Genomic DNA, 14,676 nt, shown 5'->3' with positions numbered 1-14,676 from the left:
GCGCGACGCTTACTATGATGTAATCTATATTGATCCTCCTTATAATACTGAAGCAAGCAAGACTGATGGTAATAATTTTAGCGAAAAAGATGATGTAGTTGCATCTAAGTTTGTTTATCGTGATAAATTTAGTCGCAATGGTTGATTAAATATGATGAACGAACGTTTAAAATTAGCTAAAAACTTACTTAAAAATGATGGTGTAATTTTTGTATCCATTGACGATAATGAACAAGCATACTTAAAAGTTTTGATGGATGAAATTTTTGGCGAAGAGAATTTTGTTACAAATTTTATTTGGCAAAAGAAATCTGGTGGTGGTTTGAATAAATTAATATATGAAGGCCATGAGTATATATTATGTTATTCAAAAAATAATTACAATTTTTGTCTTTCTGAAAAAAATAAAAAAATGAGTGGTTTTATTAAATATAAAGATAAAAACAATAATTCTTTTTTTATAAATAGCGATATTATTAGAAATAATTTTGGAAAAAAAGATAATAAATTCGAACATAGAAACAAAGCTTATGAAGATTTATCTAAAGAAGATAAAGAAAAATGAAATTTAAAATTAGATAATAAAAATTATATTTTAGTTCCATTTAAAAAAGAGCCAGGAAAGCATTTAGTAGCAAAAATATTTAATGATGAAAGAAAAACTACTTATAGCATAATTAAACTTCCATTTACTTTTGTGTCAGGTATTTGAACTAAAGATGGAAATAATGAAGTTGATTCATTAAATATAGATTTTCAAAACCCAAAACCAATTCAATTGATAATGCATTTATTAGATTTACATTCCAATAAAAATGCTCGTGTTTTAGATTTCTTCGCAGGATCTGGAACAACTGGTCATGCAGTATTAGAATTAAATAAAGAAGATGGTGGAAATCGAACATTCACATTAATAACAAACAATGAAAATCAAATAGGCACTAATGTTTGTTATGAACGCTTATATCGTATCAACAATGGTATTGGAACTAAAAACGAAATCGATTTTGATTGAGTTAGTAAAAATAAACCATATTTAAATAAACTAAATGTTTATGATTTAAAATATTTTGACACTAATCCAATTGAAGTTGATAATAGCAAGATTAAAAAAGTATTTGCTAAAATGTTAGTTGATTTTAATAATACAAGTCAATCAAGTTTATTTGAAAATAACCAACGCGAATTATTAATTAATTTAAGTACACTAAAACCAATTGAAAAAAAGGAATAAAATTTATGAAATTAACCAAATCACAACAAAAAGCTGTTAGTCAATTAGTTAATTGTTATTTAGAAAGCGTGAATAACAATAAAAAAGAAATTATTGATTTTCAAGCACCAACAGGATCTGGTAAAACCTTTATTATTACCAATACTATTAATGAAATTATTAAGACAAACAAAGCTAATGGTAGTCCTCAAAAATTAATTTTTGTAATTGCGACTTTATCATCAGCTGATTTACCATTTCAATTAGAACAAAATATGAATGAGTATAAATATTATATTAATGGTTTATTTGATGTCGAACTTAAAGAATCACCATCTTCTAAAAGTGCTAAAAAAGATAGTTCTTACAATATTTTAGCTGAAGAAAATAAAGTAATTATTTTTGGGTCTTCTTCATTTGGTAAAGGAAGAATTATTACAGAAGAAGGAATTTTAGATGCTTTTTTAGATGAAATTAAATCACAAGGATATACATTAGTTTATATCCGTGATGAAGCTCATCATGGCGGTAATGTTAATAAAACAAAAATATTTGAAGATTTTGATGAAAAAATACACAAAAATTCTTTTAAAAAAGAAGAAACACGATTTGAATATAAAATTCAAGAAGCAGCATCTTTTATTATTAAAATGACAGCAACTCCTAAAGGAATTCATAAATTAGTATTCATTGATGAAAAAGATTTAATGGATGATGATACAAAATTGTTAAAAGATGAACATGTTTATAATCTAGAAATTAAAGAACTAAAAGAAGAAAACATTGATGATGAACTATTATTAACAACTGCTTGTGAGCAATTTTTAAAAATCAAAGAGCAATATTCAAAAGCAAAAGAGTTAAAAAATATTCGTCCAGCCATGTTAATTCAAGTTGAAAATGAACCTAATAAAGAACCACAAAAAAGCGAATTTTTAGATAAAATTGAAAAAATTATTAAAATTTTAGAAAAACATAATTTATCATGAGTTAAATACTTTTCTAATGATAAAGAGGTTCAAACTAATATTTTAATTAATAAAAAAAATAATAAAATTTCTCTAAAAGAAATTTCTAAAAAGACTTCAAATGTGGATGTAATTTTGTTTAAAATTGGTCCTGCAACTGGTTGAAATATTCCGCGTGCTTGCATGTTAGTACAATTGCGAAACGTTTCTTCAAAAAATTTATCAGTACAAACAATTGGAAGAATTAAGCGTTTTCCAAATCCTAGCTTTGACAAAAACGAAATTAGCTATAATTCCATATCAAATCAATATTTTATTTATTCTAATATTATTTCAGAAGATAAAATTCGTCAAACTTTGATTTTAAAAGACAAATATAAAAATGATAGATTTTTTTATGGCGAAATTAATCAAGAGAAAATTAATAACTATTTAAATGGAGAAACTTATAAAGAAGAAATAGTAGAGAAGTTTGAAGATTCAATTAGTAATTTTGAATACTATGTTAATGAGGAATATCGTGAAAATTTTGTAAAAAATCAATACTTAGAAGGCGAAACTTCAAAAATTGAAGGTAAAACACGTGTTTATACTAAAATTAAAAATTCAATCGAACTTGAACTTTATATTATTGAACAATTAAGAAAATACAAACATCTATTTCCTCAAAAAATTATTGATTTTCTTGAAACGAAGTTTAATGAGTGAGAAAAAAGATGAAAATTAAACATAAGCATCAACATGTATTGATATGTTATTATTAAAGAATATCTTGATCAAATTGAAAAAATATATAAAAATTCATTAGAACAAATGAAAAAAGATAATCATGAATTACTTTTTAAATTGCAAAATAATAAAAATTTACCTAATCAAAATGAAATTTTTATTCCCATTGAAAAATATAAAAAATGTGAAAACATGTTAGATTTAAATGTTTGTGATAAGTATGCATATAAAGATCTTAAAGAACAAAATCACTATTTTGATTCTTTAACTGAATCTAAATTTGCAAATCGTTTCCTTTCATTATCAAATGATAATGATAAAATTAAAAATAATGTTGAACTTTGGACTAAAAATCCTGTTTTTCATGGATTAAAATATCAATATTTTAATGAAGATGGTCAAATAAGTAATTCATACCCTGATTTTATTTTAAAAATAAAAACACATGATCAAAAAGATCATTATTTATATATTGAAGTAAAAAATTTATATAGTGATTATGATTATGAAAAAACAAAATTATTAATTGAATCATATCAACGATATATTGAAAATAAAAACAATAACGATAATTTAATATTAGATGAATTAGACAAAGCAGAAATTACGATTTTAGTTTGTTATATTAATATGAAAAATCAAAAAGATTTTTATTTTTATGGAGCTAGTTCAAATGATGTTTTAAATAAAAAAGTTAATTTTGATCTTTTAAAAAAGACAAGTATTAACAAAACTCCAGAACAACTAGTTGCGAATAAAGCAAAATTTATTATTGACATTAAACATTTATTAGATTTCTTACTTTAAGAACATCTAACTTTAGATCAATCTACTTTAGGATAAAACTAGAGTAGATTTTTATTTTAATAATGTTAAAATATTTAAACGTTTAATTTGAATAATACTTAAATAACTAAGAAGTTAAGCTAGTAATTGAATAATTAATTATTGGAGTTTTAAATATGAAACACAAAAAATACAAATCAATTTGATTGAAACTAAGTATGATTAGTGCTATACCTTTGTTAGCAACAATAATTACAACTTGTGCAAAAGTTGATACAAAACAAAAAGCTAAAGAAGAATTACAATCAAGTTTAAATAAAGCTGTTTTATTAAAAGAAATTGTTGATCAATCATCTTATGAAGATTTTAAAAAGATATATAATCAAACTCTTAAATCAAATTTAGAAAACATTAATAAATTATCAGAGCAAAAATTAAAACAAGAACAACAAACAATTAAAAATTTAATTACACAAGTTAGTGTTTTAAATGAATTAGATTCAATCAAAAACATGAGTGATTTAATAGATGTTGTTGAATTAGAAAACACTAAAAAACAATTACAAGATTTTTTAAATCAATATGAAAAATTACTTAATCAAGCAAGTGTTGATACTACAATAATTGATAAACTAAAATCTGATGCTCATCAAAAAAGATTAGACACCAAAGCTTTAATTCAAAAAACAATTTTAGATTTAGCTAATAAAATTAAAAGCCTAATTAAAACATCTGGATTAAATAAAAACATTGTTGAGCTTGAAAATGATATTCAAAAATTAGTTAATAATGACACAAAAGCTAATTTTAAAAAACTATATGAAGATTTTAAATTAATTTACACTAAATTAAATGATATTAATGACTTAATTAACAAAGAACTAAAAGCTTTACCTTTTATTAAAAAATTAGATGATATAGTTAATGTTATTAATACTATTTATGAACAAAATCATCATTTTCTATGATTTGATCAAACTAAATTAACAAATTTAAGACAAATTTTAATAAAGAATATAAATCATGTATTAAATGTTAAAAAGACATTAGAGATCAAAGAAATTAAAACTTTAACTAATCAACTTTTGGTTGACCTTCAAAATTACTTAGAAGGTTTAAAAATGATTGCGTTAGAAAGTGAAAATAGTGTTAACAAATTAATCAGTATTATTGAATCATTACAACCAGATGATTATAATCCTTACTATAGTATTGAAAAACAAGAAAATAAGCAAAAAGATGAAAACAATTCTCAAGCAACATATAATGGTTTAGAACACCAAATTAAAAGTTTAAAATCAATCATTAACTTATTTGATTTTAACATTACTAATTTATCAATTGATGCAATCTATAATCTTAATGATGAATTAATTAAAAAATTTCAAAAAGCTAATTCACAAATTAATGATGTTGTGATTAAAATTAAACAAACCATTTTATCAAATTTTAAACAAATTTATTTATTTAAGTACTTCATTAAACATTTAAAAGAGTTTAATATTGAATTAAATAATGAAAACGATCCAATAAAAAAAGCTAATCGAATTCAAACCATTCAAGAAGTCTTAAAAAGTTATGAAAAGGATTTATTTTTAAATACTAAAATTAATTTAAAACTTGCTCCAAACGAAGTATTAACAGTAAATAATCTTGAAAAAATTGATTTAACATATGCTTCTGATTCGCTGCAAAAACCACAAGAATTAATCGCTTATTTAGAATTAAATAATAATCAAGAAAGAGAATTTAGCAAAGAACTTGAAAATCTTAGTGTTAGAGTTTTTACTATCATTGATAAAAAACTTTATATTCCCAAAGCTAAAGAATTAATTGATGAAAGCAAAAAAATTATTCAAACAAAAAATGAACATACAAATAATAAAGCAAAATTACAACGATTAGAAAAATTCACTAGTTTTGTTGAACAAGGAATAAGTAATGAAAATGTTTCTTCTTATACTCTTAATCTTTATATTCAAAGATTAACAAAACTGATTGAAGAAATTAAAAAACCACAGCATTAAAATGCTAAATAATATCAAAACTCCTCTAAAGAACTTTTTCTAGTAGAGGAGTTTTGATATCTTACTATATTAATAAAAATTAATGATTATGAAGGATAAATATATCATTTTCAAGAATAATTTTTATCGATAATAACATTGTTATCATCATTAAAAGGTTTAATTACCTTATGTGGTTTTGCACTTTGTTGTTCATTTGGGTTAGCAAGAAATTTAATTTCTTTTAATGTATATCCGGTGTTTGGTATTAAGTTATCAAAATGGCATTTTAATATTCCAATATTACCATCTTGATAATCTAATTTAACATCAGAAAGTAAAAATTCCTTAGAAATTTCGGTTTGGAGTGCGTCTACTGACACTAGTGTAACACGATATTTTTGGTTATTTTCAAATGCACAGTCTCTTGAACCTAAATGAAGCTCAAAATCTACATTATTATTATTTCTTTCTTGTTTATCAATATATTTTACAGAAGTTTGAGCTGGTTTAAGTTTGAACTTAGATATTATCTTGTTTTGAGAATGTCAAATTTCATATTTATTACTATTAGGACTAGTTTCAATTTCAGCATGGTCAAAAGTATAGTCGCGGTTGTTAGGGATGTTTGATAAAGAAAAATGAAGACTTGTTTCTGATCTGCTTAATGGAAAACCATCAGTTTCATAAGCAACATTGTTATTGTCATGATATATGAATTTAACTTTTCGGTTAGCAAAATCATCATTAACCTTGTTTGTTGTCATTGAAAATTCTGCAATTCCTTCCGCTTCATTATTAATTACACCATTAGCATCACAATTTTCAAATTTTATTGATTGTAAAATTGTTGGTGCATTTTTCATTGTAAATTCATATTCTTTAGTATCATTGGCTTTTCATTCATAAATTACTTTATTATCATTCGCTTGCGTATTTCCATATTGTAGATTATCAACAAATGCAATTTTATAAAGATAGTATTGCGTTCCTGCTTTAAATCCACTTAAGTTATTTAATTGATTAATAATCGCTTCTGATCCATCACTATTAACCTCCCAAGTTCCCCGTGTTCATTTAAGTGCATCATTTGAATCTGTATGGGATTTAAATCACACAATAACCTTAACATTATTATCAAGCGTTTTATCTTCTGAAAGAATTTTAATTTTTAATGCTTTTAGGGTTGTTTGACTAATTTGATCACTAGTTGGTTGTGTTCATTCAAATGTTGTTTTTCCAGGGCTAACTACAAATGAATCTGTTAAGTTTATCTTTTTATTTAAATCCACATAGTTGTTTAAATTATTGCGTTCTTGAATTAAAACTTTCTTAAAAGTATATTTTCGGTTAGGAACGCTGATTGGTAAATTTATTTGATAAACATTTTGGTCTTTTTTAAGAGTAATTAAATCAGATTCAACTGCTTTGATATCACCCCGATAATTATATTCATAAACCAATTTAACATTAAGATTATCATAATTAGCACTTACATGAGAAAAAGTTGCTTGAATTGTTTGGTGATTGTTTTTACCATTGTTAGTAGAATCCCATTTTAAAACCGCACTTGTGGCTTTTAAATCATGCAAGATTAAATTAGGTAATTGCGTTTTAATATCCACTTGTGGAAGTGATTGAATTTTTAAATTAGTATATGCTTTATTTGGTTTTGCTATTGTTATTGATTTTAAATGGTAAGTGGTTTGTGGTTTTAAATTATTTAAATTAAAATCAATCACCCAATCATTGTTAACTTTTTTTAGTTTTGTAGTGTATGATTGTAAATCATGAGGATCATTAGATTCATAAACAAGTGTAGCACTTAAATCCTCACTTAAAATATCACCATCATTACAATTAATTTTAAAAATAGCCTTTGATCCATTAGTAATTGAATCTTGATTTCAATTACCATATTTTACAATCGTACTATCATTAGGGGCAACAATAATTTCGGATTTAACATTTGGTTTGATCATTACAACGTTATGATCATCTAAAGGTGTTGTTTTTGATGTTAAATAATAAATTGTTTTTAATTTATATTTACGATTAGTTTGTAAATTACCTAAACTAAATTGGATTTTATTAGCAATTATATTATTTGCACTTAAAACATCACTATAAATTGCTTCTGATGCGTCATAAATATTTTCATTACCTTGATCGTCAATAGGGACATATTTTAGTTTAAAAAATAAATTTTTATAAATATGTTCATTGGTATTAAAGTCAAGGGTTAAATTAATTGCATTTACCTTTTTAGCATCAGATGCATTAATACTTTTTAAACTTTCATGACTTGATGCTAATGGCCCATTGATTTCAAAATTATTATTAATTACTAAAGGAATTGCTGCTTCATGTGTATTTTGATAAATAATGTTATTTGTTTTATCTAACCCAATATTTTCAATAGCACATGTTGGTTTTTGTTCAAATGTAATGGATTTAATTATTGTAGGCGTATTTAATGTTAATTTAGTTAAGGTTGCTATTAGATACTTAACACCATTGTTAACAATAACAGTTGCTTCACTCTTTTGATTATTACCATAGTTAATAATCGCTTTTTGATTAGCTAATAAAACATTATCCACATCTTTTAAAGTGATTTTAACTTGTGCATTCGTTAAAGCAGTTCCCAAACGATTACTTATTTCACTAATACTTGTTGCTAATACAGCACTAGTTCTTTCAACCATAAAACTATTAGTTAAGTTAGTATCTAATGGTAAATTAGTTTTACCATTGTTATTTATTAATTCAACCGCCTTTAGTGTATATAAACGATTTGCTTTTAAATTATTTAGTTTTAATACATAGTTTGTTTGATTTTTTTCTAAAACTAAAGGTTGAGTTTGAACATCTGAACCATCTGAACTTGAATAAATAACTTTAATTTGCTTATTAACTCAGTCATTTTTTATGTTAGATAGTTTTAAATTGATTTCTCTTTTAGTTTTATCAGCATCATTTTCTAGAGCACTAATACTAATAACTTTATATTCTTTTAAGAAGATATCTTGTTTTTGATTACTTACTAAATCAAAATTATGTATTAAAATTTGATTTTGATTTTTTGCTAAAACAACTTTTTGTAAATGATATTTTTTATTGGGATTTTTAGTTAAAACTTGAGTATCAAACATTATTGTTCCATCATTTTTATTTACGGCAGGAATTAAATGTTTTTGGTTATTTTGGTCTTCAAAAACACCATAGACTTGTTCATTAGCATAGCGTAATGGTATCTTAGCAATTAAGTTAAGATGACCATTTTTGCTATATTGGTATGGTGTATTTAATTCATCAATATTTAAATTATTTATGATCTTATTGTTGTATTCAATCTCATTAACATTAACGATTTTAGTTTGGTCTTGTGTTTGTAAAGCAATTACCTCATATAAATTATTATTTTTTAATTGTGAAACATCAAAACTAACTTCTCCCATATCATTTGATTTGGCTGTAATTTTATATACGTTATGCTCTAAGTCTTTTAGTGTTAATTGAATTAAAGTGTTTTTTAATAACGTGTTTAGTTTAACTTGATAAACTTTTTTATTATTAATAAAGTTAACTTTTGCATCAACTGGCTTACTAAAACAAATTTTTTGCTGACTAACTAAATCATCATTTGTTAATAAAACATGGTTATAGTCATTAATACTTGTAACTTTTTTAAGTTTGTAACTATGGTTTAGTGGTAATGATTTAGTGTTAAATTCAAATCCTTTTTTATCATTAACAAGTGCTTGAATTTTATGTTCTTGATTGCTTTCATCGCTAAAAATCCCAAAAACATAATTAGTATTATCATGTGGTTTTAAATAACCTTTAAGAATTAAATTGCCGTTTTTATCAAATGAATAATATTTTTTTAAGATAGTATGCTTTGAGTAATCTTTACTTTTTAGTCTTAAAACAATTCCTGTGATAACGCCTGCTCACACTAAATTTAAAGTAGCTAGCAAAATAAACATATTGTGTTTATATATTTTATTAACTCTTTTTTTCATAATTATTTTATTTACTTTCATATATATATATATATATATATATATAACTAAAAATTTAAGGATTAAACTAATTTTTTAAAGTTGTAAAGTCATAGGGATCATTTATTCGTAGATTCAAACTATAAATAATATTATCATTATTAAATGGTCTAGCAGCTCTAGTAGGTTTAGCACTAATTTCTTCATTTGGATTAGCAATAAATCGAACTTCTTTTAATAAGTATTTAGTCCCTTTTTTTAATTTGTTTTCAAAATTACAGCTCAAAGTTGCTATATCTTTGTTCTTATCATTATTATCACCAATTGGGCTATCATTTTTATTAATAGAAGTGCCAGCAAGTAAAAAGTCACCAACAACAGCATTGTTTTGATTTTCAGCTTCAACTAATGTCACTCGATATTTTTGCTTATCTTCAAATGCCCGATCTTTTGATTGTAATTGAATATCTAAAATTGCCCCATTATTAGTTATTTTTATAGGATGTTTTCACTGTATTTCTGTTTTACTTGGTGGTGTATAAAACTTGAAAGTTAATCCTCTTTTAATTTCTAAATCATTTGTTTCACCACCATATTCAGGATCATCAGGATATGTTGTTTGTATTTCAGCATGATCAAAAACATATTCACGATTTCATTTTAAATCATGAATTCAAGAATGATATACAAGATCAACAGAATCTATTTCTTGATCATCAGAAGTATATAATTCATTATTATTATCACGACAATATATAGTAACTTGCTTGATTGTACTAGGATCATCACTAGCTTTATTTAGGTAAAAATAAAAATTTTGTCCTCCAATGCTACCATTATCATCTTTTTCTATTTTTTCTAAAATTAAAGGGGCAGTTTTAGTTCGGAATGCATAATTACGTGCAATATTTTTATTATATTCATAAACAATGTTATTACGGTTTGGTGGTAATTTTGAATATTCTAATTCATCTATGAACTGAATTTTATAGATGTAATACTCTGTTTGTTCTTTCATACCGTATAAATTATTTAAATTATTAATGACAGCAGCTGTTCCATTGGCGTTAGTTTGAGATAATTCGCCTATAAATTTAAGTGAATCATTATTTGGTTCGGCATCTGATTTAAACCAAACCATAACTTTTTTACCATTTTGTAATGCATAATCTTGAGAAGTAATTTCAATATTTAATCTCTTTAAACCATCATATGTAATTTGATCATCATTTGGTTTTTTTCATGCAAAATCTGTTTTACCAGGACCAACAATAAAAAAAGATTTTAAATTTGGATCATGATCTAAATCAATAGATTTATTTGGTTGATTTAATTTTTGAATTACTACTTTTTTAAAATGATATAAGCGATTTGGAATACTAATTGGCAAAAGGATATTGTTGTATGTTGTTTTATTTTTTTCTAATTTGAAAGGTTGTGATGCAATTTCTTTCATTTCTCCACGATAATTGTATTCATAAATTAATTTAACAATATAATCATCAAAATCGTTATTTATATTTTTAAAAGTAGCAGTTATGAATTGGTTTTGGTTTGTATTATTTCAAAGAATTAAATCTTTAGCAACTTTTAGTTGTGTTAAGTTAATTCTTTTAATTGGATTTTTATCAACGATTCTATTTTTTAATGGAATTTCATCAATGTTAGCAACTTTTTTGTTATTAGCTTCAATTTTTGTTAGTGTATATTTATGATCTGGTGCAAAAATTGCATCATCACTTGTTTTAAAAATAGCCTTTCCATCTAATCCAATGATAGCTTCAATGGTTTTTGTATGATCATCTTGATCATCAACTTTAAATGTTAATTTAATTTTCTTGTTAACTAAATTAGGATTCGTAAAATGCATTATATAATCATTGTTATCATTAATTTGAGCAACCACTGTTGGTTTTTTAAATGAAATATGATTATCACCACTTAATTGCTCTTCACTAATTAGATCAATATTTGGTTGATTATGTTGTTTTAAAACGACTTTTTTAAGTGTGTATATATTAGGTTTAGTTGGGTCATTATTTACTAAATCTTTTGTTGGAATAATAACCTTACCATTAGCATCAATACTTACATCTATCTCATGTTCTACACCATTTTGGTCAACAACAATTCCTTTGACATTTGCATTATTTAAAGCTTTTTGTTTTAAATCATCATTTAAATCATTTGCTAATTGAGTGTGAATCTCTAAATTTCCATCATTATCATACTCTCAAGTTGGACGAGCAATTTTATGGTCATTTTCACTAAAGCGTTTATCAATATTTTTTAAACGCAGAACAATAGCTATAATAACGCCTGCTCATATTAAATTTAAAGAACACAACATAAAAAAAATGCGATATTTCCGTTTTTTTATGTTCAAAAATTTGTAATTTTTATTATTTGATTTCATATAATTTTTCCCACATTTTTATAAAATAAACAGATAAAAACAAAACATTTATTTACTCATTATTTTTTCAAAAAAAAAAAAAAAACAATAATGTTTTAATAAAATAACACAGAAATTTTAACATAAAAACTAAAAATTTACACAAAATAAAACCCATAATAATTGAAATTATTATTAAATTTCATAAAATAAATAACATAATAAATACTTAATTTTTACAAATAAAAATCTTGCTTAAAACCTACTGGTGTGTTTTAGCAAGATTTCTTAAATTAATATTTTTTACTTTTTATTTACTTTCATCAAAGTATAAAGCAACAAGTGAATGATTATCATCAATAATGCAATCACCATCAACTAATAAGTCAACAAATGCAGATAAATCAACAGTGTATTCTTTGCCATTTTCTGCAACTAAACTAACTTCACCCTTACGTAATTCATCTTTTGAAGTTAGAATTTTATGTAAATGGTAATGTTTTCCTTCTGGTAAGATTAATGGATGCTTGATAATATTACGAACAATTTCTTTATAAATCATAAATAAACTACTCCTTATTTAACTAACTTTTTATATACGTAAATTATAAAACAATTTAAAAAATAATAGTAGATTTTGTAATTTTAATATTTTTTACAAAAATAAATTAGTAGATCTCTAAAATTGCTTCAATAATGGATGGTAAATGCTCATTAAATCATTTATCAATTAGTGATAAGTTTTTATTAAACTGTTCTTGATTGGAATTGGGAAGAGTAATATGATCACTAACTAATTTAATACTTACTAGTGGTGTTAACATACGCGTGCATACATGAGCAATAGCTGCTAATTCCATATCAACTAAGTCGATTTGTTGATCATAAAAAAAGGAGATGTTATCACGATTAATAAATGTGTCACTGCTTCCAACATTTGCAATTCAACATTTTAGTTTTTTCTTAATTAACTGGTTTTTGATTTGTTGATTATAACTTTTATCTAAAATAAAAAATTTATCTAAACGCGGTATTTGATTTTTTAAATAACCAAAAGCGCTAACGTTAACATCTAAGTATTGGCATTGATCAATAATGGCAATATCTAAAACCTGTAACTGATCATTTAGTGCACCACAACTACCAACGTTTAAAATCACTTTAGGTTTAAAATTATTAATTAATAATGCAGTAATAAAACTCGCATTAGTTTTTCCTACATCCGTAAAAACTAAAACAAATTCTATATTTTGATGAGTGCACAAGTAAAAATCAATATTATTAATTTGATAAACCTTCTTTTTAATTTGTTTAAAAAAGGTTTTAATTTCACTATTTAATGCCACAATTAAACCAATCATATTTTTACCTTATTTTCTTTGTCTTTGTTGGTATTGATAAACTTCAATAAATGCCTTATCTAGATCTTCAAAAACTAATTTTCGATAATAATCAATGTTAATTTGATCAATTTCTTCCCTACGGTTAGGCTCTAATTTATCAGCACAATATAGAATTTTATCTAAAGTAGTTAATTCACTATAATCTTTAATAAAATCAAAAGGTCTTGTATGACGACGAATAGCATTTAAAATTAATTGATTTTTAAAACCATATTGGGTTTGTAATAAATGTGCACCAAGATATGAATGTAAGATTCTTCAAGAGATAAAATCATCACCAATATTTAATTCACTTTTATGTTCATTAAAATATGCAACACTTTCTTGTTCATCTAAACATTTTAGTATGTCATGATAAATTCCCGCACAATAAGCTTGATCAATTAGTTTTTTATCATAGACATTCATTAAATCAACACACATTTGAGCAACGCGACGACAATGATTGATGCGTGCAACTTTTTTTTCTAAATTATTAAAATTATCATATGAAATTAAATGTTTTTCTAATAATCATAAAGCATATAAACCATGTTCATTAATATAATCAAGGACTGCTGGATCTATTCCTGATGTTAAATTATGGCGTTTTTTAATTTCAGTAGAACTGATATTGTAATTAAAATCATTAACCAAAAGAATTTCATGTTCGAAAAAATTAAAACTTTCGCATTCACAGCTTTTTTGTGGGCAACTTTTTTTAACACAAACATCCCCACGTTTAAAACAAATAATTTTAACTTCTTTTAGAATTCGTTCCCAATCTTTTCATTGTTTAAAACGTTCTAAGTTATCACTACCCATAATAAAATAATATTCATGTTCACTACCATATATTTGTTTAAAATGCTCAATGGTATTGATTGTATAAGATTTATTAATTTGTTTTAATTCGTAGTCACTTACTTCAATATTTACTAAATTTTTGGTTGCAATTTTTAACATGGCTATACGATGATGTCCAGGTGTTAATTTTGTTTTTTCATACTCTAAATTGTCATTTTTATTAATTGCTTTAAAAAATTTAAAATTTGATGGTAAAAAAATTAGTTTGTCAGCATTAACTAACTTCATGGCTTGTTTAGCCATTGCAATATGAGCATTGTGAACCATATCAAAAGCTCCACAAAACAAAATGATTTTCATAACAAATCTCTCTTTATTAATAA

General features: G+C 24.1%; 8 protein-coding genes. 3 read left to right on the top strand and 5 right to left on the bottom strand.

Annotated elements, in window-relative coordinates; translation table 4 throughout:
• The first annotated feature begins 22 nt into the window (after window positions 1-22).
• The 3 genes from UPA3_RS02480 (at window position 23) to UPA3_RS02470 (ending at window position 5,723) form a co-directional block, all read left to right on the top strand.
• Complete coding sequence (locus UPA3_RS02480) at window positions 23-1,234, top strand: site-specific DNA-methyltransferase (RefSeq protein WP_231140604.1); 1,212 nt, start codon at window positions 23-25, stop codon at window positions 1,232-1,234.
• Between the two features lie 5 nt (window positions 1,235-1,239).
• Window positions 1,240-3,717 (top strand): DEAD/DEAH box helicase family protein, encoded by a 2,478-nt coding sequence (locus tag UPA3_RS02475; RefSeq protein ID WP_010891790.1) that lies wholly within the window; start codon window positions 1,240-1,242, stop codon window positions 3,715-3,717.
• A gap of 155 nt (window positions 3,718-3,872) precedes the next feature.
• Window positions 3,873-5,723, top strand: a complete 1,851-nt coding sequence (locus UPA3_RS02470; RefSeq protein ID WP_006688780.1) for a hypothetical protein — start codon at window positions 3,873-3,875, stop codon at window positions 5,721-5,723.
• 86 nt (window positions 5,724-5,809) lie between these two features.
• Here UPA3_RS02470 and UPA3_RS02465 read toward each other — a convergent pair whose 3' ends face one another.
• From UPA3_RS02465 to UPA3_RS02445, 5 genes are all read right to left on the bottom strand, one after another.
• A complete protein-coding gene (locus UPA3_RS02465; protein ID WP_006688663.1) occupies window positions 5,810-9,730 on the bottom strand; it encodes a DUF1410 domain-containing protein in 3,921 nt (1,306 codons plus the stop codon).
• 67 nt (window positions 9,731-9,797) lie between these two features.
• Window positions 9,798-12,125 (bottom strand): DUF1410 domain-containing protein, encoded by a 2,328-nt coding sequence (locus UPA3_RS02460; RefSeq protein WP_006689018.1) that lies wholly within the window; start codon window positions 12,123-12,125, stop codon window positions 9,798-9,800.
• 289 nt (window positions 12,126-12,414) lie between these two features.
• On the bottom strand, window positions 12,415-12,666 hold the full coding sequence (locus tag UPA3_RS02455; RefSeq protein WP_004026601.1) for an urease accessory protein UreE N-terminal domain-containing protein: 252 nt from the start codon (window positions 12,664-12,666) through the stop codon (window positions 12,415-12,417).
• Window positions 12,667-12,772: 106 nt separating this feature from the next.
• Window positions 12,773-13,465: a 5'-methylthioadenosine/S-adenosylhomocysteine nucleosidase gene (gene mtnN, locus UPA3_RS02450; RefSeq protein WP_006688483.1), complete on the bottom strand. Its 693-nt coding sequence runs from the start codon at window positions 13,463-13,465 to the stop codon at window positions 12,773-12,775.
• Between the two features lie 9 nt (window positions 13,466-13,474).
• Window positions 13,475-14,653 carry a nicotinate-nucleotide adenylyltransferase gene (locus UPA3_RS02445; RefSeq protein WP_006688791.1) on the bottom strand — a complete coding sequence of 393 codons (1,179 nt, stop codon included), beginning with the start codon at window positions 14,651-14,653 and terminating at the stop codon, window positions 13,475-13,477.
• Between the last annotated feature and the right edge of the window lie 23 nt (window positions 14,654-14,676).

The sequence above is a fragment of the Ureaplasma parvum serovar 3 str. ATCC 27815 genome (assembly GCF_000019345.1).
Classification (GTDB): domain Bacteria; phylum Bacillota_I; class Bacilli_A; order Mycoplasmatales; family Mycoplasmoidaceae; genus Ureaplasma; species Ureaplasma parvum.
This window is presented reverse-complemented; position numbering and strand designations above follow the sequence as displayed.